The following is a 25,695-nucleotide window of genomic DNA, read 5'->3' on the forward strand; positions in this document are numbered from 1 at the left end:
TTTACCGCCGATTGTGCCGCCGTCGTTGACGACATCGGATCGACCGTGGTTACTTCACTGCAAACCTTTGCAGGATCACCCCGGGAGGCGACCGAATGTCACCGAGATCCGACGGACGGGTCCGGTACGCCGTCGTGGGCACCGGCGCGCGGGCCGAGATGTTCGTCCGCGCCCTGGTGCTCGACCACGCCGACACGACCGACCTCGTCGCCTTCGCCGACGTCAACCAGGCCCGGATGGACGCGCACAACCGGTGGCTTACCGAGCTGGGCCACCGTCCGGTGCCGACGTACCCGGCCGCCGATTTCGCCGCAATGCTGGACAAGGAGCGCGTCGACGTCGTACTCGTCACCAGTGTGGACGTCACCCACGACGAGTACGTGGTGGCAGCCCTGCGCGCCGGCCGGGACGTCGTCACCGAGAAGCCGATGACAGTGGACGCACCACGCTGCCGGCGGATCCTGGACGCGGTGGCCGAGACCGGCGGCCAGGTCAACGTCGCCTTCAACTACCGCTACAACCCGCTGCACGAGCAGGTACGCCGTCTGCTCGCCGAGGGTGCGGTCGGCGAGATCGGCTCGGTGCACTTCGAATGGCTGCTCGACGTACGGCACGGCGCCGACTACTTCCGCCGCTGGCACCGCGACAAGGCCACCTCGGGCGGGCTGATGGTGCACAAGGCCAGCCACCACTTCGACCTTGTCAACTGGTGGTTGGACGCCACTCCCGTCGAGGTGTACGCCGCCGGCCGGCTCTTCTTCTACGGCGAGGACGGCCGCCGGCACGGCTACGCCCGCGACTACGACAGGGCGTACGGCTCCCCCGCCGCCGCCGACGACCCGTTCGCGCTGCGGCTGGACGCGCACCCCCGGCTGCGGGAGCTGTACCTCGACGCCGAGGCCGAGGACGGCTACCAACGCGACCGCAACGTCTTCGCCCCCGGTGTGACGATCGAGGACGACATGGCAGTGCTGGCCCGCTACTCCACCGGCGCCACGATGACCTACCACCTCACCGCGTACGCGCCCTGGGAGGGCTACCGGGTGATGGTCAACGGCAGTCGGGGCCGGCTGGAGTTGGAGGTCACCGAGAACGACTTCGTCGACCGGGGCACCGCCGGCGCGGTGAAGGGCGCCGCCCTGCACGGCGTCGAGGCGGCACCCGAGGGCGGCGGCGCGACGCTCACAGTGCGCCCGTTCTGGGAACCGCCCCGGCAGATCCCCGTGGAGGGTCGCAGCCGGCACGGCCACGGCGGCGCGGACGTCCGAATGACAGGGGTCCTCCTCGGCGGCCAACCCGACCCTCTGCATCGCGCCGCGACCGCCGAGGACGGCGCGCTGGCCCTGCTCACCGGCCTGGCCGCCAACCGCTCCTTCGAAACCGGCCAGCCGGTCCGGGTGGCCGACCTGCTCACCCCCCGCTGACCGGTGGCCGACCCGCTCGCCCTCCACTGACCCACCGACGAGGAGTCCGTCCCCGTGCCGATAGCCGACCAGACCGACCTGCTCCTGCCCGCGGACCCGGGCCAGCGCGCCCTTGCCCGGGAGCTGTACGCCCTCGCCGCGCAGCAGCCCATCATCTCGCCGCACGGGCACGTCGACCCTGCACTGCTCGCACAGGACCAGCCGTTTCCCGATCCGGCGCGGCTGCTCATCGTGCCCGACCACTACCTGACCCGGATGCTGCTCAGCCAGGGCGTACCCCCGGCGCAGTTGGGTGTGCCCACCCGCGACGGCAGCCCGGCGGAGACCGACGGTCGGGTGATCTGGCGGCGCTTCGCCGCGCACTGGCACCTGTTCCGGGGCACCCCCTCGCGGCTCTGGTTGGAGCGGACGTTCCGGACGGTGTTCGGGGTGGACACCCCGTTGCGCCCGTCGACAGCCGACGACGTCTACGACGAGCTGGCGGCGCGGCTGGCCGAGCCGGACTTCCGGCCCCGGGCGCTGTTCGAGCGGTTCAACATCGAGGTGCTCGCCACCACCGAGTCGCCGCTGGACGACCTTGGGCAGCACGCCAAGCTCGCCGCCGACGGGTGGGGCGGGCCGGGCGGCCGGGTGGTCACGACCTTCCGCCCGGACGACGTGGTGGACATGGAGTTCGAGGGCTGGTCGACGAACGTGCAGCGCCTCGGCGCGCTGGCCGGGGAGGACACCGGCACGTACGCCGGTTATCTGGCGGCGCTGCGGAGCCGGCGGGCCGCGTTCATCGCCGCGGGGGCGACCTCGTCCGACCACGGGCACCCCACCGCGCGGACGCTCGACCTGGCACCCGAGGAAGCCGCCCGGCTGTACGACAGGGGCCTGCGCGGAGAGGCCGACGCGGCCGACGCGGAGGCTTTCCGGGCGCACATGCTCGTGGAGTTCGCTCGGATGTCGCTCGACGACGGCCTCGTCATGCAACTGCACCCCGGCGCGGTCCGCAACCACAACCGGTGGCTGTACGCCCGGCACGGCCGCGACGTCGGCGGCGACATCCCGCAGGTCACCGAGTACGTGCACGCGCTCGCCCCGCTGTTGGAGCGCTACGGCAACGACAGCCGGCTGCGGGTGGTGCTCTACACCCTCGACGAGGACACCTTCACCCGTGAGCTGGCGCCTCTGGCCGGCGGCTACGCGGCAGTGCTCCTCGGCGCGCCCTGGTGGTTCCTGGACTCCCCCGAGGTGCTGCGCCGGTTTCGGGAGACGGTCACCGAGACCGCCGGTTTCTACAACACGGCCGGGTTCGTCGACGACACCCGGGCGTTCTGCTCCATCCCGGTCCGCCACGACGTGGCGCGCCGGGTCGACGCCGGCTTCCTGGCCCGGCTCGTCGCCGAGCACCGGCTGCCCATGGACGAGGCAGCCGAGACCATCGTCGACCTGGCGTACCGGCTGCCGAGGCAGGTCTTCAACTTCGGGCGGGGCGACCGGTGAGCGCGAGGAGCGCAGCGCAGCGGAGCCCCGCAGTCGCAAACGAAAGGCAGGCCCGGTGAGCGCGAGGAGCGCAGCGCAGCGGAGCCCCGCAGTCGCAAACGAAAGGCAGGCCCGGTGAGCGCGAGGAGCGCAGCGCAGCGGAGCCCCGCAGTCGCAAACGAAAGGCAGGTCCAGTGAGTGTCACTATCACCTCCGTTGAGGTGCACGACGTGCGGTTCCCGACCGCGGCGCGGGGCGACGGCTCCGACGCGATCAACCGGGGTGACTACTCGGCGACGTACGTGGAGCTGGGCACCGACGCCGGGCCGACCGGCGCGGGGTTCACCTTCACCAACGGCCGGGGCAACGAGATCACCTGCGCGGCGGTACGCGCGCTCGCCCATCACGTACAAGGGCGCACGGTCGAGGAGATCGCCGCCGAACCTGTGGCGTTCTGGCGCTCACTCAGCGCCGACGTGCAGTTGCGCTGGCTCGGGCCGGAGAAGGGCGTCATCCACATGGCGACCGGCGCGCTCGTCAACGCCGTCTGGGATCTGCGGGCGACCCTCGCCGGCAAGCCGATGTGGCGGTTCCTCGCCGACCTGCCGACCGACGAGCTTGTCGCAAGCATCGACTTCAAGCACATCACCGACGCGCTCACCCCCGACGACGCTGCCGCCATCCTCGACAAGGGATTGATCGGATCCGATGGCCGGCTCGCGGAACTCAAGCAGATTGGTTTCCCCTCGTACACCACCTCCGTCGGGTGGCTCGGCTACCCCGACGACAAGGTGCGGGCGCTGACCCGGCAGGCGTACGACGAGGGTTGGCGGGCCATGAAGATGAAGGTCGGCGGCCCGCTCGCCGACGACCTGCGCCGGGCCCGGATCATCAGGTCCGAGATCGGCCCGGACGCGCTGCTGATGATGGACGCCAACCAGGTCTGGGACGTCGACGAGGCCATCGCCGCGATGACAGTGCTGGCCGAGGTCGACCCGTACTGGATCGAGGAGCCCACCCACGCCGACGACATCCTCGGGCACGCGCGGATCGCCCGCGCGGTGACCGAGCTGACCGGCGGCCGGTGCCGGGTGGCCACCGGCGAGGTGGCCGCCAACCGGGTGATCTTCAAGCAGCTGCTCCAGGCCGACGCGATAGGTGTGATGCAGATCGACGCGTGCCGGGTCGGTGGTGTCAACGAGGTCCTGGCCGAGCTGCTGCTGGCCGCGAAGTTCGGGGTGCCGGTCTGCCCGCACGCCGGCGGCGTCGGTCTCTGCGAGTACGTCCAGCACCTGGCGATCTTCGACTACCTGCGGGTCGGTACCGCGCTGGACGGGCGCATGGTCGAGTACGTCGACCACCTGCACGAGCACTTCGTCGACCCGGTCCGCACCCGCGACGGCCGCTACCTGCTGCCCGAGCGGCCCGGCTACAGCGCCACGATGAAGCAGGAGTCGATCGCCGAGTTCCGTTTCCCGGACGGCCCGGCATGGCGGTGACCGTCGGCGCGTCCCGGCTCGGCATGGGTGTGCTGCGCCGGCTGCCCGTCGAGGCCCGACCGATCGTCCGGCCGGGCACCGTGCCGACCGGAGTCGTCCACCTCGGGCTTGGCGCGTTCCACAGGGCGCATCAGGCCGTCTACACCGAGGCGGCGGTCGGCGCTGCCGGCGGCGACTGGGGCATCGTGGCCGTCGCCCCGCGCAGCACCGCCCTGGTTGAGGCGATCGCCGCGCAGGACAACCTGTTCAGCGTCAGCACCCTCTCCGCCGATGGCAGCGCCACGCGGGTGGTGGGGGCGTTGAGCGGCGTACGCCACGCCGCGAGCGACCCGGACGCCGTCGTGGCGCTGCTCGCCGACCCGGCGGTACGGGTCGTAACGCTCACCGTCACCGAGAAGGCGTACCAACTCGACCCGGTGACCGGCCGGTTGTGCCCGGACCAGCAGCTCGCGGCGGACCTGGCCGGAGGCCGTCCGCCGAGCACAGTGCCGGGGCTGCTGCTGCGCGGGCTGGCCGCACGCGCCGCCGCTGACGCCGGACCTATCGCCCTGGTGAGCTGCGACAACCTGCCCTCCAACGGCAGGCGGCTGCGCGGCATGGTCGACCAGGCGGTCGGCCAGGCGCTGGGTGTGCCCGCCGGGTTGGTCGACTGGGTGGCCGGAAACGTCACCTGCCCGGGCACCATGGTGGACCGGATCGTGCCGGCCAGCACCCCGGAGACGATCGAGACGGTCCGGCGGGCGCTCGGCGTGACCGACCTGGCGGCGGTGGCCGCCGAGCCGTACATGCAGTGGGTCATCGAGGACGACTTTCCCGGTGGCCGGCCCGGCTGGGAGCACGCCGGTGCGGTGCTCACCGACGACGCCGGCCCGTGGGAACGGCTGAAGCTGCGCACCCTCAACGGCGTGCACTCGGCCGTGGCGTACCTGGGTGCGTTGGCCGGGCGCGAGACGATCGCCGACGCGCTGCTGATCCCGCACCTCACTGACGTGCTGCGCCGGCTGATCGCCGAGGACGTCGCGGCGAGCTTCACCCCGCCGGACGGGGTCCGGGTCGTCGACTACGGCGAGCAGGCCCTCGGCCGGTTCGCCAACCCGGCGATCCACCACCGCACCCTTCAGGTGGCGATGGACGGGTCGCAGAAGTTGCCGCAGCGCGTCCTGCACACCATCGCCGACCTGCGGGCCGCCGGCCGGCCCGCGCGCTGGGGCGCGCTTGTCGTGGCGGCCTGGCTGCGCTTCGCGCTGGGGTACGCCGACGACGGCCGGCCGCTACCGTTCCAGGATCCGCTCGCCGGGCCGATCCGGGCGGCGCTGGACGCCGGGACGCAGAGCCCGGCGGGCACCGTGGACGCGATCTTCGCGCTGCGTGACGTCATCCCGGCCGAGGTGGCCGAGGACGACGAGGTACGCACCGAGGTGATCACCTGGCTGACCGCGCTGGAGCGCCACGGCGTCGAGGCCACGTTGGCCGGTGCCCGGTGAGACGGGTGGCGGTGATCGGGGCGAACGGGCACGGCCGGTGGCATCGGCGGGTGATCGCACCTCTGCACGCCGACGGGCAGGTACGGCTGGTCGCCCTCGTCGACGTCCACCCGGTGCAGGACGAGCCGGCGGCGCCGGTGCCGCCCGGCGTGCAGGTGTTCACCGACCACCGGGCGATGCTCGCCGCCACCCGGCCGGACGTGGTGGTGATCTGCACCCCGCCGCACACCCACCTTCCGATCGCCAGGGACGCCCTGGCCGCCGGCGCGGACCTGCTGCTGGAGAAGCCTCCGGTGCTGTCGATGGCCGAGCACGAGGAGTTGAGCAAGGCGCTCGCTGCGACCGGGCGGGTGGCGCAGGTCGGCTTCCAGGCGCTCGGCTCGGCGGCGCTGACCGCGCTAACCGACGCGCTGGCGGCCAGCCGACTCGGCACTGTCACCCGCATAGCGACAGTGGCGGCGTGGCAGCGGCCGGACGCGTACTACGCCCGCTCCCCATGGGCAGGCCGGCGGAGCCTGGACGGCCGGCCGGTGCTGGACGGCGCGCTTGCCAACCCGCTCGCGCACGCAGTGATGCAGTGCCTGGCGGTCGCCGAGGCGCTGGGCGGCGCTCCACAGTGGCCGGCCGCCATCGAGGTGGAGCGCTACCGGGTGCGGCCGATCGAGGTGGAGGACACGGCGGTGCTGCGGGTCCGGTTCCGAGCCGGCCCGCCGGTCCTGGTGGCGGTCACCCTCGCCGCCGAGGAGTTCGTGGCGGGCGAGGTCGTGGTCACCGGCGAGACCGGACAGGCGGTGCTGGAGTACCCGACGGACCGACTGCGGTTGCCCGGCGACGTGGCGACCCGCCTGGTCCCGGGCCGGCGCGGGCTGCTGGAGAACCTGCTCGCCCACCGCGCCGACCCGGCCGGGGTGCCGTTGATCGCCCCGCTGGCGCGTACCGCGCCGTTCACCGCGCTGCTCGACGCGTTACGCGGCGCTCCGGAACCCCTGCTGCTCGACGGTGACCTGGTGACGGCGGTGGGCGACGGCGAGAGCCGCGTCCTGCACCTGCGGGGCGTTGTCGACGTGCTGCGCCGGGCGGTCGAGCGGGGAGCGCTGCCGAGCGAACTGGCGGTGCCGTGGGCAGCACCGGCGTACCGCGCCGAACTGACGGATTGAAGGGAGGCGCCGGGCACCGGAGCGCGCACCCCGCCCGAGCTGTGACGGGCCGCATTGGACAGACCCTCCCCTCCACCACCAGCGAATGGGAAGAATCGATGCGCAGAACACTCACCGTCGCGACCCTTGTCACCCTCCTGCTCGGTGCCGCACCGATCGCACCGGCCCTGGCCGCCGACCGTCCCGACCCCGCCGACCGTCTCTCCTGGGCGGCCCGTCACCTCGGCCGGCAAGCGGTGCCGGAACGGGACGGCTGGGCGGCCGAGGGCGCCGGCACCACAGGTGGCTCGACCGCGGCACCCGACCGGACCCGGGTGGTCCGCACACGGGCCGAACTGGTCGCCGCGTTGGGCGGCGACAACGCTGGCAACGCCACCGACGCCACCCCGAAGCTGATCTACGTCGACGGTGTCGTCGACGGCTTCGAAGGACCCGACGGCACGCCGTTGAGCTGCGCCGACCTGGCCGACCCGGGGTACCGGCTGGACGCCTACCTGGCCGCGTACGACCCGGCGGTGTGGGGTCGGGTGACGCCGGCCGGGCCGCTGGAGGAGGCCCGGGTGCGCTCGGTTGCCAACCAGACCCGGCAGACCCAGATCAACGTCGGCCCGAACACCACGATCATCGGGCTGCGGGGTGCCCGGCTGACCGGTCTCACCCTGATGATCGACCGGGCGTCGAACGTCATCGTGCGCAACCTGACCTTCGTCGACGCCCGGGACTGCTTCCCCGCCTGGTCACCGACCGACGGCGACACCGGCAACTGGAACAGCCAGTACGACCAGATCTCGGTGCGCCGCAGCGAGCACGTGTGGATCGACCACAACACGTTCACCGACGGCGACAATCCGGACAGCGCGCAGCCGACCTACTTCGGGCGGCCGTACCAGGTGCACGACGGCTCGCTGGACGTCACGCACACCGCGAGCCTCGTCACCGCGGCCTGGAACCGCTTCACCGGGCGCGACAAGCTGATGCTGATCGGCTCGTCGAACACCGTCGGCCCGGACGTGGGCCGGTTGAAGGTGACCCTGCACCACAACCTCTTCGACGGCGTCCTGCAACGGCTGCCCCGTGTGCGGTTCGGCCAGGTCGACGTCTACAACAACCACTACCGGCTCGGTGGGGACGACTTCGAGTACGCGCTCGGCGTCGGCGTCCAGTCGGCGATCTACGCGCAGAACAACTTCTTCACCCTCGACGCGGCGGTCGACCCGGCCGATCTGCTCTACGACTGGGGAGGTACCGCGCTCACCGAGCGGGGCAGCTGGGTCCGCCAGGGCGCGGGTCCGGCCCGGCCGGTCGACCTGCTGGCGGCGTACAACGCGGCGCACGATCCGGACCTGGGCGCCGACGCCGGGTGGACGCCCACGCTGCGCCGCGATCCCGTCCTGCCGACGCCAATGGTCCCGCTCCTGGTGGGCCCGCTGGCGGGCGCCGATCGGCTACCGCTGTGACCGACAGCCGACGTAGGGGGTCATCGATGTGGTGAAGATCGGCTATAAGTGACGCATGGACTTCCCGCCGCACCTGGGCAGCATGCCGATGCACGCGATCACCGAGATCCACGGCGAACCGGGCCTGCTGGAACGCTTCCGGCTGGAGGTCGCCCAGTTCGACGACGACGCCCGGGCGCGGTTGAGCGCCGCGCTCGACCTCGCCGCCGAACTGCACCGGGACGACCGGCGGGTCCGCGAGCCGTACCTCAACCACCTGCTGCGGGTGGCGATCCGGCTCATGCACCACTACCAGGTGCGTGACGTGGATGTGATCGTCGCCGGTCTGCTGCACGACGCGGTGGAGGACCACCCGGTCGAGCTTGCCGACGGCGACGCCGGCACGGACACCGACCCGACCGCTGCGGCGCTCGCCACGCTCGCCGCGCGGTTCGGGCCTCGGGTGGCCACCCTGGTCGCCGCCGTCACCAACCCGGTGTACGACCCCGAGCGGGACCGCAACACGCAGTACCGGGAGCACCTGGCGGTCAGCCTGGAACGGGAGCCCTGGGCCCGGGTGATCAAGGTGTCGGACTTCACCGACAACGGCGTCGGGGTGATCCACACGATCGGACCGAAGGTTGTCTCGTCGGCCCGCAAGTACCGGCCCCTGGTGCCGCTCTTCCGGGACCTGATCGGCCGGCCGGACACGCCGCTCGCACCGGCGGTGAAGCGGCACATCTTCGGCCAGCTCGACCTGGCCGAGGAGCGGTTCAGCGCCATCCTCGATCAGCCCGCCCACCCGAACTGACCCTGCCGCCGCGTCACTCGACCGGGTTCTGCGACAAGTTCTCGGATCTTCGAGGAGCCCTCTGCACTTACGGTTTGTTTGCGCCAGATGAGAAGCAATAAGCCTTCTTGACCGATTTCGGCGCACTCCGATCGAGAGGACTCTGACCATGCGTGACCTTTCTCGTCGCGATCTGCTCAAGGCGACGGCCGTTGGCGCCGGAGCGGTCGGTATCCCGGTCGTGCTAGCCGGCAGCTCGGCGATCGCGGCCGATGGCCCCGGGTCCGGCATGAAGTACCCCCCGGCGGAGCTGACCGGGCGCATCGTCCGCCCGCAGAGCCCCAACTACGCCGACGCGAGCCTCGGCTGGGACGAGCTCTTCGTGCACTATCCGCTGGTCATCGTCTTCGCCCAGGAGACCCAGGACGTGGTCAACGCCCTGACGTGGGCGCGGCAGCACAACGTCGCGCTTCGGGTACGCAGTGGTCGCCACAACCTCGAAGGCTGGTCGAACGTCGACAACGGCATCGTGATCGATGTCAGCGAGTTGAAGGACGTCCACATCGACACCGCGAGCCGTACGGCGAAGGTCGGCGCGGGGCTCACCCAGTTGGAGGCCGTCACCGCGCTCGGCGAGTACGACCTGGCGGCGACGACGGGAACAGAGGGAACCGTCGGCCTGTCCGGGGCGACCCTCGGCGGCGGGCTCGGCTTCCTCACCCGCTACCTCGGGATGGCCTGCGACAACCTGATCGGGGCGGAGATCGTCGTCGCGGCGGGCGCCGACGGCGCGAAGGTGCTCGAGGTCGACCCGTGGAACCACTCGGACCTGCTGTGGGCGCTGCGCGGAGCGGGCATCGGCAACTTCGGCATCGTCACCTCGCTGACCTATAAGGTGGCCCCACTCAAGAGCGTCGCCTACCTCCAGGCGACCTGGCCGGGCCTCGACGACCTGCACCCGGTCTTCGACACCTGGCAGCGCACCACACCCTTCACCGACCCCCGGCTCGGCAGCCAACTCGAGGTCCACAGGAACGAGATCCTGATGTTCGGGGTGCTCGCCGAAGGCACAGAGGAAGAGGCCAGGAGGCTCTTGGCGCCGATCCTGTCAATCGGCAACCCCGAGGTGACCGTGCAGATCGGAGGCTGGGGCGACGTCTACACCGACTTCCAGGTCCCCAGCGCGGACGACCCCGGCAAGTGGAAGTTCTACTCGCAGTTCGTCAGAGAACCGCTCCCGAAGCAGGCGATCAACATCGTTCGCACGTTCATGGAGAGCGCCCCGACGGACGACACCAACTTCTTCTCGCAGGCGTTCGGTACGGGTGCGCACACACAGGAGCCGTTCGGCGGCTCGGCGTTCCCGCACCGCGACGTGCTCCTCTACTCCGAGCCCGGCGTCGGCTGGGGCACCCGCGGAGAGCCCGACAGCGACGACGCTCTCACCCCGATCGCCCAGACCTGGATCGCCGAGTTCAGCCTGGCGCTACGGCCCTACGTGTGCGGCGCCTACGCCAACGTGCCGAACATCGGCATGGCCGAGTGGGAGACCGCCTACTGGGGACACAACTTCCCGCGGTTGCGCAGGGTCAAGGCGAAGTACGACCCGCACAACGTCTTCCAGTACGAGCAGAGCATCCCGCCCGCGACGCACTGACCGGCGGCCTGCGCGTTGACCTGCGGGTAACTCAGCCGACGGAAGCGCAGGCCACGCCACCCGCACACGCGGCCCCTGCGCGGTCTGGGGGCGGTGGGCGCGGCGGGCGAGTCGCGCCCACCGCACCCACCTCCTGCCCAGCCTTTGCTCTGCTTCAACCGGCGCTACACCTCCACGGCGTAAGTGTTGCGCTGGTTGAAGCAGAGCAAAGGACGTGACGGGAAGGTGTTCTGGCGGTCACGGCAACGGGACCGTGGCACCGGCCTTGCCGGCCCGCACCAGGTGTTCCAGCCACGGGGTCGGGGCGACGCCCAACTCCCGGCCCAGGTCGGCGCGGAAGAGCTCCAACCGGCGTACCGCCTCGTTGATGTTGCGTTCGGCCAGATGCACGTTGATCAGCACGCGGGTGGCGCTCTCCCGCAGCGGCTCCAACTGCACGGCCGTCAACGCCACCTGCACCGCCTCACCGAACCGGCCCTGGGCGGTGAGTCGTTCGGCGAGCGCCTCAAGCGCGTACAGCCGGGTCTGACGCAGCCGCTCCCGCTCGGTCAGCACCCAGTCGTCGTACCAGCCGGGCAGCAGCTCGCCTGTCGCCATCGCCGGAACCGGAGCGCCCACCGGCGGTGCGCCGGCCAGCAACGCGGCGGCCGCCGCGGCCAGGATGGCCACGTCGCTTGTCACGCCGACGGCAAGGGCGAGCTGGTCGTCCTCGGCCACCAACGGCTCCGGTGTGACCCGGTGCAGGCGCCACAGCATGGTGCGCAGGTTGGCGCGGGCACGCTCCTCGTGGGAGCCGGGCCAGAGCGTGCCGGCGGCCTCCGCGCGGGCACAGCGCTGGCGTACGCCGAGGAAGGCCAGCAACCGGCGGGCGCCCTGCGGCACCGCGACCGTCCGGCCGTCGCGTTCCAGCCCGAACCCACCGAGCAGGCGCAGCGCGTACCTGGGTGGCTGCCGCGCATCGGTCTCCCCCGCTGCGGTCCGGAGGTCGTGCGTCACCTCTTGAACAACCATGGATGTGCCCTTCGCACCCTGTCGCCCCGTGGGAGTTCCACGCTCGGGTGTGGATGGTCGACGCGCCAGCGCAATGTCGTCACACCGACCCGGCGAACGGCGCGGATCAGCCGTTCGCCGGAGTCGGCCCCGGCCGTTCAGCGCAGCTTGCTCAGCGTCTGGGCGTACCCGGTCCACTCGGCGGCGTCGCCGACGTCGGCGCGGATCCCGGCTTCCTTCATGATGCCGAGTACCTGCTCAGGCTGCGTTTCGGCGAGCTTGCCGAGGGTGCTGATCCCGGCGCGGGCCAGCGCCGCCCGCGCCTTGGTCGGCACCCCGGCGAGCATCGCGATGTCGGCGTCCGCGACGTTCTCCAGCTCGGCTTCGATGCCCAGGGCGGCGGACACCGCCGACTGCGCGCCGACGGTGGTGCGGACGATGACGGCCTCTCGCTCGCTCACCTCGGCGAGCATCGCGTCCACGCTCTGGTAGCTGGTGTTCGCCGGCAGCACCTTGAGCACGTCGCGGATCAGTCGACCGTCGGCCATCTCGTCGTCGCCGAAGAGTCGGATGAACTCATCGAGCTTCACCTCGCGCGGGAACCGCTGCCGGACGTCTCCGTGCTCGGCGGCGTACCTGGCGAGTTGGGCTGCCCCACGGACCTTCGGCCCGGCGATGACGTCCACGCCGAGGGTCTCCACGGCGGGCAGCACGATCGTGCCCGCCTTGGTCTGCCAGATGCTCACCTTCTTGTCCAGGAACATCGTGGTGCCCATGTACTTGCCGAAGTCCAGCGCGCCGATGTAGTTCGGGATCTGCTCGAACGTGTACGGGCCGGGGGCGATCTTGTTTTCGTGGACGGTCGAGTGCAGCCGGTTGATCTCCGCGCGGATCTCGTCGAGCAGACGGCGCAGACTCACCCGCATCGCGGCCATGCACGCGAACGCCTTGGCCACGTCGGTGCCGAGGTGGTCAAGGTCGTGCTCGATGCGGTGGAACCGCTCGTTGAAGCCCTGCTCGCCGGGGGTCTGCCCGGCCTGCACCACGTCCTCGCCGTCGACCCAGTCGGTGTGCGCGAAGGTCCGAGCGAACGGCGGCGGCGCGCAGCCCGGCTCCACCGCCGGGAACGACTCGGCGTAGCTGAACACCCGCTTCGCGGTGCCCACGTTCTCGTAGATCCAGGAGGAGACCAGCACGCTGGCGTCCGAGGGCGGGATGCCGTGCTTGGTGAACACCTCGTACAGCTCGGTGACGGTCATCCCGTCGTAGTTGATCTCGCTCGCCATTGTGGTGTCCCTCTCAGAGCTGGTCGTACACGCCGCGGTGCCGGCGCTGCTGGAAGGTGCGGAAGGTACGGGCCACCGCGGGGCGCAGCGGCTCGGCGGTGCCGTTGCCGTCGAGGTCGACATGATCGCGCCGGATGCCGAACGTGTTGATCTCCACGCCGAGGGGGCAGACCCGCGTCAGCGCGTTCATCAGCCGCTCGTACTGCGCCAGGGTCAGCGCCACCCCGTCGGGCAGCTCCACCCGGAACTCGTACGGGTCGGTCAGGCCGGTCCGCACGTAGGAGAGCGCCACCACGGCCACCAGCCCGGTGTGGGTGGGTCGCAGGGCGGTCCGCGCGCCGACCGCCTTGATCTCCGCTGTGCCGCCGCCGAGCCCGACGGTGTACCAGCGGAACCCGGTGGCCCGGCGCTCGGCCAGGTTCAGCCCGGCCTGCGGCAGACCGATGACGCTGCACACCAGCAGCACCCGGTTGCCCGTCTCGACAAGCGGCAACGCGGCTGCCAGGTGCTGCTCGCGTAGCAACCCGACGAGCCGGGCCAGCCGGTCTCCGGCGGCCGGCTGCCCGGCGATCAGCGCGGAGGCCAGCGCCGCCGGCAGCTCGATGGTCTCCACCAGCTCGTCGGGCAGGCGGTTGAGCGCGGCCACCACGGGCGCCGGCTCCCGTACCGCGGGAAGGCCTGCGGCGGCCAGCACCTGATCGACCGGCTGCCCTGCCGGGCGGGTCGGCACGGCCGCCCACCGGGTACGCGCCGCCGCGTCGGTCAGCTGGTTCCACGCCGGTTCCCCGGCGTTGTTCCAGGCCGCCCTGGCCGCGCTCAGCCCAGCCAGCAGCAGCGCGTTGCCGCCCGGGTCACCCGGAGCGTGGAACTGCGCCTCGACAGCCGTGTCGGCGCCGACCGGCGCGCTCAGCGGCGCGGTCACCGCCAGCCCTCGGGTGGGCAGGTGCGACAGGTACATGGTCGTGGTGCTGATCCGGTGCGTCGTCGCCAGCCCGCACACCCGCCACAGCCACGCCAGCTCGCCATCAGCCCCGACCGTTGGCACGCCGCGCGCGCGGGCAGCGGAGATCAGCGCCTCGGCTGTCCCGTCGATGGTGAGCGCCCGGCCGCTGTCCAGCACCCGGTTGCGCAGATCGGTGGCCTGCGCGGGCGTCGGCCAACTCACGTCGACACCGAGACCCAGCTCGTAGCGGCTGCCACCAGCGCCGTCCTGCGCCCGGCTCACCTGCCACACGATTGACGAGCCGAGCGCCCGGCACACCCGCCCCGCCCGGTCCAGGGCTACGGCCAGCGGCTGCGCGATGCCGTGCGAGCTGTCGAAGGCGTACGACTGGCGCAGGCTGGCCCGCAGCGCCGTGATCTCGGTCAGCCGGCTCGCCGGCAACGCCCGGCCGGCGTGCGTGGTGTTGTTCGCCGGCGTGTTCGCCGGCAGGACGAGGCGGTCCCGGCGCAGTTGAGCGAGGAAGTTGGTGCGGTGCTGCGGGTCCCCTGCGGCGACAAGCCGGATCGCCACCGCGAACCGGTCGTCATCCTCGCGCAGTGTGAACCGGGCGCCGCCGGGCAGGTCCGCGAACAGCCCGGTGTTCGGGTCGGTGTCCGCTCCCGGCCCGTTGAGCAGCCGGCGCACCGCACCCGGTGTGGGCAGCAGGAACCGGCGGTAGAGCCCGAGCCGGTGGGCGTACGCCGCATCCGGCTCGCGGGCCGGCGGGGCCAACCGGCGGGCGTACACCTCGCCGCTGGCCGGCTCGTGCACCAGCTCGTCGACGAAGCGGGCCACTCCGACGTCGGCGCCGATCCGGTCCAGGGCGTCGCGCCGGGCGTGTGCCAGGGTCCGGTACGCGTGCACCTCCCGGGCCGCCCGGCGCAACCGGTGCTTCTCGCACGACACCAGGTAGAGCAGCCGGCCCAGGTTGCCCTCCAGCACGGCAAGCTCCACAAGGGCGGTGAGCGCCGCTCCGGTGACCGCAGTGGCGGAACCGCCGTCGACGATCCGTTCGGCTGTCACGGTCACGGGAAACGCGGCGACCAGCGGCTCGTCGGCGGTGTCCGGCGCGTACACGGGGATCGACGCGCCGGCGGCCGACCAGGGCGCGAACACCACGGGCGGCAGCACCCGCTCGTCCTCGGCGCCCGGTGCCACGGTGACCGCCACCCGGACGGTCTCCTCGACCAGATCCCGGCTCAGCACGACGGTGAGCAGCGGATGCCGGCTGGTCCAGTCCACGGCTGCGGTGCCGGCGGCGGCGATCGGTACGACCACTCGCCGGACAGTGCCCGGGTAGGGGCCTTCCAACTGGTCGACGAGGTTACGTTCGACGGACGGGTCGGCACCGTCCACCGGTACCCGGATGTCGGTCATCGCGCCCCCCGCTCAGACGATCCGGAACGGCCGGGGGTCGTCCCGGTCGACGTAGACGGGCACCTGGTTGGCGGCGAGCACCGCGTTGTCGCCGACGGGCAGCCGCTGCACACCGTCGCCGGTGGGGGCGCTGCCGGTCACCACGACTGCCGAGTCGGCGGGGAAGCGCACCAGTCGCAGGCTCCGGACGTCGGCGACGCCCGGCTCGTTCATGAGCGTCCAGATCACCTCGGCAGCCCGGACGGGTTCGCCGAAGGGCAGCTCGTCGACGTAGCGGCGGAGCCGGGCGTGCAGCCGAGCGCGCAGTTCGGTGGCGGCCGTGGAGGCGTTCACCGTCTCCGTCGAGCCGGTGGGCAGCGGCAGGCCACGGATCACCAGGTCGGCCTCGACGCCGATGCCGACCTCGTCGGCCCGGTCGACCGAGGCGAAGATGCCCACCGGCCGCAGGTCCTCGATGACCGACTCGACGGCGGCGTGCAGCCCGTCGGGGCCGTCCCAGATGGCCGCGGCGGTGGGCGCGACGAGCACCGTGACGTAGTACGGGTTGCCCAGGTCGCGTTCGGTGCTGAACACGCGCTCGATGAAGTTGAAGTTGCCGAAGATGGACTGGTTGAGGTCCAACCCGCCCCGGCCGTCGAAGACCTGCACCTGGCGTACGCCGGGGACGGTGGCCACTGCCAGGCCGATCGCCTCGGCCGTCCAGATGGAGCGGGGCGCGGCCAGCAGCAGCTGCCGGTAGCGGGCGTCGGAGACCTGCTGTTCGCCGCCGGTCAGCGCGACGGTGTGGGTGATCTCGACGAGGTCCTTGCCGGCGGCCTGCTCGGCGTCGTCCAGGTCGGCGAGCAGCGTGTCGGCCCGGTTCCACCTGTCGATCTTCTGGCTGGCCTGGGTGGGGTCGAGGTTGTGCGCGGGGCCGGGGTAGAAGGCGGCGACGGCTGGTTCCCGTTCGGCGACGGCGGCGGAGAGCACTACCGTCTCGTCGAGTGCGACGTGGTGCCCGCCGGGGGTGGACAGCCGCGCGCCCCGGGGCAGCGTGAGCTGGGTACGACCGGTCGGCAGGGCGGCCTTGAGCTTCAGCTTCACGGTCCCCCGGGCCGGCAGGTACGGCCGGGGAATGCCGAGTTCCTCACCGAGTCGGGTCAGCGCGTCGGCGGTGGCCGACACCACGTACGAGTTGTCGTAGACCGCGCCGAGGGCAGCCCACAGTCGGGCGTCCTCCAGGGCGGCCAGTTCGAGGACCTTGCGCAGGACGGCGCCGCTGGTCAGGTCGACGTCCTCGCCGAAGAGCAGGCGGGCGGTGGCGAGCTTCTCGGCGAGCAGCCGGGCGAAGGACTTGGGCACGAAGCCGGTTTCGACGATGCCGAAGCCTGTCGAGCCGGTGGCCCGCAGGGCGGCGGCGTCGACGGCCAGGACGTCGGCCAGCTCGGCCGGCATTGTCGGATCAGACACTGGGCAGCTCCCCGAGATGCACCGAGAGCCTGTCGTCGGTGATGGTTTCGAACTGGACCTGCACCTGGAGGGTGCGGGAGGCACGCAGCGCGGCGTGGGCGGCGTCGTCGGTGCCTGTGGCGCCGAGTCGACCGTCGTCGAGGTTCACGTCCACGATCTTGCGGACGCGAGGGTCGCGGTCGAGCAGCGTGATGATGCCGATGCGCACCTGCTCGCGGATGAGGCTCGGCTCGATCTGCTCGGCGAGGGCGTTGAGCCCGTCGAAGCCGAAGGTGGCGTCGAAGACGTTCGAGCCGCGCAGCGTGGTGAGCGCCACCGAGAGGCTCTGCGCCACGTTCTGGGTGCCGGCGACAAGCGCCAGCACCCGGCCGTTCGGGCCGTCGTCGAAGACGATGTCGCGGGCCAGGTCGACGCCGGGCATCGTGGGTTCGAAGGCGAGGCCCCAGCCGAGGTAGCGGCGCTGGGCGGCCTGCCGTTCCCGCTCGGTCCGGTCCACCTCAGACCGCCTTCAGCTTGCTCTGCCCGGCGCTTGCGGACAGGCCGGGGGTGCTTCCGTTGGTGGCGCCGCTGAGGGTGTCGAGCGCTACACCGACGTTGCCGACGAGCAGCTTTCCGGCGGCGCCGGTCGCCGAGACGACTTTCTTGCACTGCATCGTGGGGTTGCTGTCGGTGATCGTGCAGCCGGTCACCGACTTACCAGTGATGCCGTCGAGGCGTGTCACCTGAGCACCGGCCACGATCAGCTTCGTCTGACCCGCCGGGGAGACCGTCCCCTGGCTGGGGCAGTGCACGTTACTCGACGTGGTGAGCACGAATGCCATGTCGCTCTCCTCAGTGGACGTTCATCGCGTTGCCGACCTGGACGTCGACGTCGTCGGCGGCGATGGTGACGGTGCCGCCCTTGATGTTCACCGCGCCGTCACCGGCGTCCAGGTCGATCTTCTTGGCGGTGATGGTGATCGAGCCGTCCTGCTTCATGACGATCGACGAGCCGCCGGCGGCGTGCTCGATGGTGATGCTGTCGGCGTCGTCGGCGCGTGCCGGGCGCTGGCCCCGGCCGCGCAGCTCGTCCCGTCCCACCCGCACGGTCAGCTCGCCCACCTCGATGACCCGGTTGCCGTCGCCGTCGGTGAGGTCGTGCGTCACCTTGCCGTTGTGGTCGGCGGGCACCACCGTGTCGCCTATCGACGAGCGGCTGTTGGTGTCGACCCCGACCGGCAGGGACAGCCACCAGTCCCCCGGCTGCGACACCGGGGCGTGCCCGGTGGGCCAGAGCGCGCCGACGTCAACCGGATCGTCCGGTGCGCCGTTGCGGTAGGCAAGCGCCACCCGGGTGCCCGGGTAGCGGGGCAGGATCAGCCCACAGCCACCCCACGCGAACGGGGTCAGGTAGGTCACCCCGGGCAGCGGCGCGGGTTGTTCACGACGTACCGGAAGGCGGCGGGCGGCATTGGGACGGCCGTCGGGGCGGACCAGCCCCTCCCAGACCGTCTCGGTCTGCGCGGGCGGCTCGACAGCGCCGCTGGCGTTTGTGGCTGCCGCGCGTACCTCGCCGATCTCCAGCCCGCGGGTCTCGCCGCGGGCCGCGCGGGCGGCCCGGCGCACCGCCTCGGCGGCGGCAACCCCGGGCGACGACGCCGGGCCGGCGGGCTCGGCGACGCCCACGCCGGAGGCGTCGCTCCAGCTGTCCCAGGCCTGCGCGGGCGAGGAGACCTCCACGCCCTGCACGACGGTGACGAACCCGGCGGTACGCGACAGGGTGTGCCGGGCCGCGCTGAGGTAGAGCAGTTTCGCCCCCGCGCCCAACTCCCCTGTCGACGGGGCGAACGGCGCGGCGAACGAGCCGAGCAGCGCCGCGCCGACGCTGCCCAGCGTGGTGGCCTCGTCCACCGCGGGCGGGTCGAAGAGCACCAGGTCGCCGGGCTTGAGATCGGGGCGGCCCTTGAGGGTCAACGTCCATGCCCGGCGGCGCGGCGGCGCCGTGCCCCCCGCCTCGGTGGCCGCGTACGGGTCGGTGTCCTGGCTGCCGTTCTCGGTGCACTCCAGCAAGCCGGTGGCGAGGGTGAGCGGTTTCGGCTCGCCCTCCGGGTACGGGATGGGGCGCTTGCCGACGTGCACGGTCCCGTCGCGGATCAGCAGCATCCCCCGCCCGTACGCGTTGAGCGACTGCTGCAACGCGCCGCCGAGCCGGTCCAGCGCGGCACGGTAGAGCAGCCCGGCGCCGAAGGCGACACGCTCGTCGCCGGCCGCCTCGCTGGCGCCCCGGGTCATCGTGCCGTCCGGGTTGGCACCCCAGGTGGTGATGTCCACCCGGGTCCGCTCGGCGATGGCCCGGACGGCGGCGGTGAAGTTCGCCGCCTCGAACCGTTCGGCGACCCGCTGCCCGAGCCGGGCGTACGCCTGCTCGACGAGGGTCAGCTCGGTGTCGTACGTCCGCTCGCCGGTGAGTCGGCGCACCTTCGTCACCCGCAGGACGGCGACAAGCGCCTGCGTCAGCTCGGCCGCCGACGGGCCGGCGTTGACGCCGACGAGGTTGGTGAAGAACGCGCCGACGGAGGTGTTGGCGTCGCGCCAGTACAGGTGCAGTTTCGCCACCAGCGGCGGTTGCCCCTCGGCGGTGCGCAGCGCCGCGAAGTGCTCGTCGATCAGCCCCTGCACGGTGATCGTGTACGCGCCGGAGCCGAGCCCCTCGGGCAGGGCGGCGTCGATGGCCGCGTAGTAGTCGGCGCTGGACAGCGTGAGCGTGGCGTCCTGGCTGAGCCCGGTCGGGGTCTCCCGGTGGAAGGTCAGGGTCCAGCCGGCGTCGTTGCCGACCGCCCCCTGGCGTACCTGGCCGGTCTGGAACGGCGTGAGTGTCATCGCAGGACCCTCCGCATCTTCTTGTCGAGCAGGTAGCGGTAGCGCAGCTTGCCGGGGCCGAGTTCGGATTCGACGCGCTGCGCGGGTGGGCGGCGACGCCAGACGAACTCGTTTATCGGCGGCGGTCCGAACTGGTCCACGGCCCGGTCGGCGGGCCGCCAGGCCAGGGTCAGCGTCGAGCCGTAGTCGCCGGAGCCGCGTACCGTCCCGGCGTGCAGCAGCCAGGCCAGCACAAGCAGCTCCACGGCGGTCGACGGGCCGGCACCGGTGGATGGGCCGGTGTCGGGGCAGACCCGGCGCAGGCCGGTGGCCAGTGGCACCGAGCCGAGGATCCGGGTGCCCTGGCGGACGACCAGGCGCAGCGGCACCCGGCCGACAAGCGCCGGGGCCCGGGGTGTGGCCGGCGGCGCGGGCCGGGGTGCCAGGTCGTCGGCGGAGCTGCTGACCACCGCCAGGGGGTCAGTGTTCAGCCATTGCCGGGCCAGGCCGGTGGGCAGGATCAGCACCGCGTGGACGCCCGCGCCGAGTTCGACGCGGTGCGGCAGGCCGGCGGTGAGGCTCTGCCGCACCTCGGTGAACCCGTCGGGCACCTCGACTGGTGTCTCCGGCAGCAGGTAACGGTCGATCGGGAACGGTGGCATCAGTTTCCCAACCCGTCGGCGAGCGCGCCGACTCCGATGCTTGCCACGTCGAGCAGCTTGCCGAGCAGGCTGGGACGGGGCACGTGGACGAGGGTGATTGTGGTGTCCAGGACGTCGCGGCGGGCCGCCGACGCGTTGAAGGTCAGCGACTGCACCTGCATGTCGGTGCGGATCGTCATGGACGTGACGAGGATGAGTCCGCCGAACTTCCCACCGGAGTACGCGGCCAGCGCGGTGCCGCGTTTGCTCGCCTCGGCCATCGTCTCCAGCGCGAACTTCCAGGCGTACCGTTCCGCGCCGACGAGCACGCCGGTCAGGGTGATGGTGTCGTCGTGGGTGGCAACGATCGCCTTGTGCGCGGTGGAGCCGATCGGCGGCAGGTGGTACGTCTGCGCGAGGGAGATCGCGGTGACCGCCCACAGCGGGATCGGCAGGACCCCGTCGCTGATGATCGCCGACGGCACCGTGCCGTACCGCATGAAGCTGCTGGTGATGGCCATGCTCAGCGCCCTCCGGTCGGTGGCAGCGGCACCGGCGCACCGGTGCGTTCGACGGCCAGGCCCAGGTCGCGCAGCGCCTGGCTGATCTCGCGGACCTCGCCAGCGGCGCTGGTGACCCGCAGCCTCAGTCGACGCTCTTCGAGGGCCCTGCTGATCCGCGCCGGCCGGGTCGCCGCCGAGCCGCGCCGGTTGATCCGGTCGATCTCGGCGGCGGCGTCCTCCATCCGGGAGATCGCGTCGAGGATGCGTGGGTCCGGTGTGAAGCCTGGGTCGCCGCGTTGCAGCCGTGCGATGCCGTCGCGGAAGTCGGCGGCGTCACGGCGCAGGTTGGTGGCCAGGTTCTCGGTGAGCGCGCTGACTCCACTGACGCTCGTCGACCGGTGTGACTTGTCGTCGATCAGCCACGCCCAGCCGTCGTGGCCGATGCCGACGAGGTCGGTGCCGGCGACCTTGACGTTGGCGTCCGGCCCCTTGAGGAACAACTCGATGCTGCTCAGCGAGAACGCCGCGCTGTACTCGCCGAGCACGCCCCGGCCGTAGGTGACCATGTCGTGGCGCAGGTAGGAGCGGAAACCGGGGCCGTCGTCGGCGCGTCCGCCCCGGTCCCGGAAGCGCTGCCACAGGGTGGCCAGGGCCTCCGGGTTGTGCGCGGCGAGCTGCTGGGTGAGCCACACGTCGCCACTGGCCACCACCGCCCGCAGGTCCGGGTCGGCGATGCGGGCCAGGATCTCGGCGAGGCGTGCCTCGCTCATCTGCAGGCCACGCGAGCGAGCCCGACCGAGGTCGTCGACGGCGGTCCGCAGCCGAGCCAGCTCGTCGGGTGTGAGCCGGCCACCGAGCCGGGTCTCCAGGTCCGCGACGGCGGCCCGCTTACCGCCCTCGGTCTCGCTGGCCACCGCCCGCCACAGCGCCTGCGGCTCCAGCTCGGCGGCACGGCGCACGGCGGCCTTCCGGTTTGCCGGCATGGCCCGGAACGCGTCGTCGACCACGGCGGCCGGCTCAACGTGCCGGCCGCCGCCGGCCTCGAAATCCCGCAGCAACGACTCGGCGTACGCGGCGGCGTCGTCGGCCAGGCGCAACGGCGCGTCACCCACGATCCCGTCGCGCGGTCGGCTCAGGTCGCGCATCTCCGTTCTGAGCTGGTCGAAGTACTCCCCCAACGCCGCCACCTGCGTCCCTTCGGGCAGGGGGCGGCCGTCGAGCACGTGGTCGAGGATCGAGGCGATGTTCTCCCGCAGCACGGCGATCCGCTCCAGCCTGCTCACCGCGTTGCCCAGGTGCAGGTCACCGACGTCGTCGACGATGCGGCGGATGAGGTGCTCCAGCAGCCGGCGGGACCGCACCTCACCGGCCTCGCTGTGCCCGGCAACCGTACGCATGAACCGGCGCAACCGCGGGTTGGCGTCGGCCGCTGCGTGTACCGCCGCGGAGTCCAGGAAGCGGCCCGCGCGGAACCGGCGGGGCGGGGTCACGGCCGCACCACCGGGACGCGGGGACCGGCGGCTGTGGGCTGGGAGTCGAGCACCATGAGGAGGAACCGGGCGCCCTCCGGGCCGCCGACAGCGCTGCGCAGCATCGCCTCCCGCTCGACGTACGCGAGGATCGGCTCCATGAGCTTCTGCACGACGCGCTCCAACACCTCGTTGAGGAGGATCTCGGTGACGAACGCCTGCAGCAGGTCCCGGGAAGCCGCCTCGATCACCTGCCGGGCGACCCGGCGCGCCACGTACCGACCACCGGACCGCAGTCCGGCACGCAGCCCGTACCGCAGGGCGACCCGGCCGCCGCGCACGGCCGCGCCGCCGATGGTGCCGACCTCCGGGATCAAAGACAGCGCCAGACCGAGGTACGCGGCGAAGAGCTCCACCTCCACCTCGGCGCGGGTGAGCACCAACTCCGGGTCGATCAACGCGCCGTACAGCCGCTCGCGCTGGTGCGCGTGCACCACGTCGCCCACCGCGACGGCCACCCCGACCGCGAAGCCCAGCGGTGGGCAGAGCACCGACAGGGCGATGATGCCGACGGTCAGCGCGAACGCGGACAACGCCTGCCTGCCCAGCTCACTGCTGAACAGGTCGTCGACGCCGAGCGTGTAGAAGCTGCTGCCGCCGAAAAACTCACCGATCTGCTGGTGGGTGACGAGGTGGATGCCCTGGAGGGCGTACCGGCCACCCGGGATGGTGGCCGACGGGATGTGTTCGCTGATCCGGCTGGCCCGGAACGCGAACCCGGCGTCTCCCCGGGCGCGGTCGAGCATCTCGACGTTGTTGCGCCGCATGTCCTGGAGCACCCGCCACAGCTCGTCGCGGATGGCACTGCGGTCACCGGCGAAGCGAGCCAGCACGTCGGGCAGGTCGGTGATCTGCTTGACGAGCGGGTCGATGCCCTCGGCCTCGCCACGCTGGATGACCATCGCCTGTTCGATGTCGGCGACGGTCCAGAGCACCCCGTGGGAGTCCCGGATCCGGGTCACCCCGTCCCGTTCGACGATCTCACCGGCTGCCCCGGGGCTGGCAAACGCGGCCTCCGCGGCGAGGAACGCGCCGGCGAGCGAGTGCGCCGCCCCGAACCAGGCGGTGGACGGGTTCGCCATGCTCGCGGTGGCGAGCGCCTCTCCCCCGGTGCTTGTGGCGTTCAGGAGGGTCCGGGCCGTCTCGTGCCGGCGCAGCCGGTCCCGCAGGCCCTGCAACTCGACGTAGTCGGTGAGCTGGGAGACGATCAGCCGCTCGAAGATCGGCGCGTACGCGGAAAAGTTGGTGATCCGCGTCTGGATGCCCTGCCGGGAGCTGAGCAGCAACTGCACGAGCATTGCCTTGTTGCCGATCACGAAGATCGTGCCGACGGCGTCCTTCACTGCCGGTGTGAACTCGTGCAGGAAGTGCAGGTTCCACGCTGCCGGGTGCTCGAACGCGGCGCTGCGGATCCTGGCCCAGTGCTCCGGCTTGCGGTAGACGGCCATGATCCGCTGGGCGAGGTGGTCCAGCCCCGGCACCACACCGGCGAGGTGACGCAGGAACTGGATGGCGGGCGAGGCGACCGGCCGGAAGTCCAGTGGTCCGAGCCCACCGGTGCCCTCCGGGACGGGCCGGCTGAATCCCTCCCGCTCCGCCGAGCCGACCATCACGCCGATCGCTGCGGCGCGGGCGCGCAGCACCGCGGCGGCCTGCAGACAGAAGGTCGCCGGGTAGCGGCAGGGCTGGTTCATCTGGAGCCGGAACGCGATGTCGTCCATCAGGCGACGCAGACCGTCGGCGTCCGCGCCCAGCGCGTCGAGGTCGAGTTCACCGTTGAGCGATCCGCACGCCGGTATCTCCGCCCGCTCACCGGTGACAAGCGGAAACCGGCTCGCGGTGGTGCTCGGCGGCGCGCTCGGGGCGCTCGGGTCGAAGACGAACCCGCCTCGTGCCGTATCGCCGGCTCCAGCGCCGGTGCCGCCCCCGTCACCGGTGCCGGTGCCGGTGCCGGTGCCGGTGCCGCCACCGTCACCCGTGCCGGTTCCCGAGGCTGTGCCGGCCCCGGTGCCCGTGCCGCCGTCGGTACCGGAGTCGGTGCCGCCGTCGGTGCCGCCGCCCGCGTCGGTGCCGGCACCGGGCGGAGCGTTGGGGTCGACCGGTCTCGTTTGGCGCTTTGCGACGGTGATCGGCAGCAGGTTGGCCCGCCCGGTCCAGTGCAGCGTCTTGTCGGTGGCCTCGGTGCCGATCAGCAGCAACGACGTGCCACCCACCTGGACGATGACCAGGCTGGTCGGTGTCGCGCCGCCCAGCGAATCGAGGATCCCTTGGACGCGCCGGTTCACCTCCGCGTCGACGGCCCGCTCGATCTGCGCCGCGTACTCCTCGGCGGTGGTGGTGCCACCGCGCGGCTGCGCGGTGCGCAGGCGGGTCCGGATGTCGGCGCCGAGCTCCTCGTCCACCATGGACACCAGCGCGGCCCGATCGGCGACGAGCCGACGGTCCACCGTTCCCGGTTGCGGGCTTGGCGTACGCGGCACGATCTGGAAGTGCGGTCGGGGGGTGGCCCGGAAGACAGTCTCGCCGAACCGGTCGAAGGTCAGGTAGGACAGCGGGGTGGTGGCGACGATGACCAGCCACACCCGCCGTCCATCCGGGCCGGTAACCCGGGCGATGACGCCAGCCGGGCTGCCCGACGACAGGGCCCCGTGCTGCCGGACCGCCTCGCGGGCCAGTTCGTCAAAGTGACCGATGAGGTAGGTGACTGGGCGTAACCGCCACTCGTAGCGCATCGGCGGCGGTTCGTCGCCGTCCACCGGCACCTCGGCGGCGTCGCCGGCGTCGTCGTAGGACGGCACCCGGTAGACCGCAAGCAGGCTGCGCAGCCGCTGCGGGTCGAACAGCTCGACCGCCGGCCGGCTCAGCGGCGCCGCCACACCGGCCGGCAGCCCCGGATCCAGCCGGGCGGCAGCGACCACCTCGTCGATGCGCTGGCGCAGCCGGGCCTCGAAGGCACGCCTGTCGTCCGGGGACACCCTCTCGCCGCCCGCGCCGGTCCAGCGGAACTCCGGCGCTGCGGCGCGTACCTCCAGGTAGCCGCCGCGGGGCGCGACCACCTCGCGGCGGGAGCGTTCCAGAGCTCGCGCGAGGGCCGCGCCGAGCGCGTCGGTCACCGCCTCCGGCCGCCCGGTCACCGAGCGCGCGTCCAACCGGATCCGCACCGGCACGTGCACCGAGATGGCCACG

Annotated in this window: 19 protein-coding genes; 8 read left to right on the forward strand and 11 right to left on the reverse strand. The window is 72.1% G+C overall.

The genetic code is table 11. The annotated features are described in order from the left end of the window. The first annotated feature begins 95 nt into the window (after positions 1-95). The 8 genes from F4558_RS11135 to F4558_RS11170 all read left to right on the forward strand — a co-directional run bounded on the left by F4558_RS11135 (position 96) and on the right by F4558_RS11170 (position 10,914). Entirely contained in the window at positions 96-1,424 is a 1,329-nt protein-coding gene (locus F4558_RS11135) for a Gfo/Idh/MocA family protein (RefSeq protein WP_167943974.1), read from the forward strand. A gap of 54 nt (positions 1,425-1,478) precedes the next feature. Then, positions 1,479-2,912 (forward strand): glucuronate isomerase, encoded by a 1,434-nt coding sequence (uxaC, locus tag F4558_RS11140; RefSeq protein WP_167943975.1) that lies wholly within the window; start codon positions 1,479-1,481, stop codon positions 2,910-2,912. Between the two features lie 173 nt (positions 2,913-3,085). Then, a complete protein-coding gene (locus F4558_RS11145) occupies positions 3,086-4,390 on the forward strand; it encodes an enolase C-terminal domain-like protein (protein WP_167943976.1) in 1,305 nt (434 codons plus the stop codon). After that, on the forward strand, positions 4,381-5,874 hold the full coding sequence (locus tag F4558_RS11150; RefSeq protein ID WP_167943977.1) for a mannitol dehydrogenase family protein: 1,494 nt from the start codon (positions 4,381-4,383) through the stop codon (positions 5,872-5,874). The genes F4558_RS11145 and F4558_RS11150 overlap by 10 nt, the downstream gene beginning before the upstream one ends. Further along, a complete protein-coding gene (locus tag F4558_RS11155) occupies positions 5,871-7,031 on the forward strand; it encodes a Gfo/Idh/MocA family protein (protein WP_167943978.1) in 1,161 nt (386 codons plus the stop codon). Before F4558_RS11150 ends, F4558_RS11155 begins: the two co-directional genes overlap by 4 nt. Before the next feature lie 98 nt (positions 7,032-7,129). Next, positions 7,130-8,488, forward strand: coding sequence for a pectate lyase family protein (locus tag F4558_RS11160; RefSeq protein ID WP_167943979.1), 1,359 nt, complete (start codon positions 7,130-7,132; stop codon positions 8,486-8,488). 55 nt (positions 8,489-8,543) lie between these two features. Then, complete coding sequence (locus F4558_RS11165; protein ID WP_053659806.1) at positions 8,544-9,278, forward strand: HD domain-containing protein; 735 nt, start codon at positions 8,544-8,546, stop codon at positions 9,276-9,278. 148 nt (positions 9,279-9,426) lie between these two features. After that, positions 9,427-10,914 (forward strand): FAD-binding oxidoreductase, encoded by a 1,488-nt coding sequence (locus F4558_RS11170; RefSeq protein ID WP_167943980.1) that lies wholly within the window; start codon positions 9,427-9,429, stop codon positions 10,912-10,914. A gap of 237 nt (positions 10,915-11,151) precedes the next feature. Here the strand turns inward: F4558_RS11170 and F4558_RS11175 are convergent, their stop codons facing one another. The 11 genes from F4558_RS11175 to F4558_RS11225 all read right to left on the reverse strand — a co-directional run bounded on the left by F4558_RS11175 (position 11,152) and on the right by F4558_RS11225 (position 25,694). Beyond that, positions 11,152-11,925, reverse strand: coding sequence for an AfsR/SARP family transcriptional regulator (locus F4558_RS11175; protein ID WP_167943981.1), 774 nt, complete (start codon positions 11,923-11,925; stop codon positions 11,152-11,154). Between the two features lie 137 nt (positions 11,926-12,062). Then, a complete protein-coding gene (locus tag F4558_RS11180) occupies positions 12,063-13,190 on the reverse strand; it encodes a hypothetical protein (RefSeq protein WP_167943982.1) in 1,128 nt (375 codons plus the stop codon). Between the two features lie 13 nt (positions 13,191-13,203). Then, on the reverse strand, positions 13,204-15,549 hold the full coding sequence (locus F4558_RS11185) for a hypothetical protein (protein WP_167943983.1): 2,346 nt from the start codon (positions 15,547-15,549) through the stop codon (positions 13,204-13,206). Between the two features lie 12 nt (positions 15,550-15,561). After that, on the reverse strand, positions 15,562-16,998 hold the full coding sequence (locus F4558_RS11190; protein ID WP_167943984.1) for a baseplate J/gp47 family protein: 1,437 nt from the start codon (positions 16,996-16,998) through the stop codon (positions 15,562-15,564). Then, complete coding sequence (locus F4558_RS11195; protein WP_167943985.1) at positions 16,991-17,494, reverse strand: GPW/gp25 family protein; 504 nt, start codon at positions 17,492-17,494, stop codon at positions 16,991-16,993. Before F4558_RS11195 ends, F4558_RS11190 begins: the two co-directional genes overlap by 8 nt. A 1-nt stretch (position 17,495) precedes the next feature. Next, a complete protein-coding gene (locus tag F4558_RS11200) occupies positions 17,496-17,819 on the reverse strand; it encodes a hypothetical protein (protein ID WP_167943986.1) in 324 nt (107 codons plus the stop codon). 10 nt (positions 17,820-17,829) lie between these two features. After that, positions 17,830-19,857, reverse strand: a complete 2,028-nt coding sequence (locus tag F4558_RS11205) for a hypothetical protein (protein WP_167943987.1) — start codon at positions 19,855-19,857, stop codon at positions 17,830-17,832. Further along, complete coding sequence (locus F4558_RS11210) at positions 19,854-20,498, reverse strand: hypothetical protein (protein WP_053659789.1); 645 nt, start codon at positions 20,496-20,498, stop codon at positions 19,854-19,856. Before F4558_RS11210 ends, F4558_RS11205 begins: the two co-directional genes overlap by 4 nt. Next, positions 20,498-20,998, reverse strand: coding sequence for a hypothetical protein (locus F4558_RS11215; RefSeq protein WP_053659787.1), 501 nt, complete (start codon positions 20,996-20,998; stop codon positions 20,498-20,500). The genes F4558_RS11210 and F4558_RS11215 overlap by 1 nt, the downstream gene beginning before the upstream one ends. Positions 20,999-21,000: 2 nt before the next feature. Further along, positions 21,001-22,470 carry a hypothetical protein gene (locus F4558_RS11220; protein WP_053659785.1) on the reverse strand — a complete coding sequence of 490 codons (1,470 nt, stop codon included), beginning with the start codon at positions 22,468-22,470 and terminating at the stop codon, positions 21,001-21,003. Further along, the gene (locus F4558_RS11225) at positions 22,467-25,694 is read right to left on the reverse strand and encodes a hypothetical protein (protein ID WP_053659783.1); all 3,228 of its coding nucleotides are present in this window, start codon (positions 25,692-25,694) and stop codon (positions 22,467-22,469) included. The genes F4558_RS11220 and F4558_RS11225 overlap by 4 nt, the downstream gene beginning before the upstream one ends. Position 25,695: the final 1 nt, after the last annotated feature.

This window comes from Micromonospora profundi, from assembly GCF_011927785.1.
GTDB classification, from domain to species: domain Bacteria; phylum Actinomycetota; class Actinomycetes; order Mycobacteriales; family Micromonosporaceae; genus Micromonospora; species Micromonospora profundi.

Bases quoted from the DNA above. Each gene is read 5' to 3' on its own strand.
- F4558_RS11180 (WP_167943982.1), bottom strand. From the start codon at position 13,190: ATGGCGAGCGAGATCAACTACGACGGGATGACCGTCACCGAGCTGTAC.
- F4558_RS11135 (WP_167943974.1), top strand. From the start codon at position 96: ATGTCACCGAGATCCGACGGACGGGTCCGGTACGCCGTCGTGGGCACC.
- F4558_RS11200 (WP_167943986.1), bottom strand. From the start codon at position 17,819: ATGGCATTCGTGCTCACCACGTCGAGTAACGTGCACTGCCCCAGCCAG.
- F4558_RS11185 (WP_167943983.1), bottom strand. From the start codon at position 15,549: ATGACCGACATCCGGGTACCGGTGGACGGTGCCGACCCGTCCGTCGAA.
- F4558_RS11210 (WP_053659789.1), bottom strand. From the start codon at position 20,498: ATGCCACCGTTCCCGATCGACCGTTACCTGCTGCCGGAGACACCAGTC.
- F4558_RS11170 (WP_167943980.1), top strand. From the start codon at position 9,427: ATGCGTGACCTTTCTCGTCGCGATCTGCTCAAGGCGACGGCCGTTGGC.
- F4558_RS11205 (WP_167943987.1), bottom strand. From the start codon at position 19,857: ATGACACTCACGCCGTTCCAGACCGGCCAGGTACGCCAGGGGGCGGTC.
- F4558_RS11150 (WP_167943977.1), top strand. From the start codon at position 4,381: ATGGCGGTGACCGTCGGCGCGTCCCGGCTCGGCATGGGTGTGCTGCGC.
- F4558_RS11165 (WP_053659806.1), top strand. From the start codon at position 8,544: ATGGACTTCCCGCCGCACCTGGGCAGCATGCCGATGCACGCGATCACC.
- F4558_RS11175 (WP_167943981.1), bottom strand. From the start codon at position 11,925: ATGGTTGTTCAAGAGGTGACGCACGACCTCCGGACCGCAGCGGGGGAG.
- F4558_RS11215 (WP_053659787.1), bottom strand. From the start codon at position 20,998: ATGGCCATCACCAGCAGCTTCATGCGGTACGGCACGGTGCCGTCGGCG.
- F4558_RS11160 (WP_167943979.1), top strand. From the start codon at position 7,130: ATGCGCAGAACACTCACCGTCGCGACCCTTGTCACCCTCCTGCTCGGT.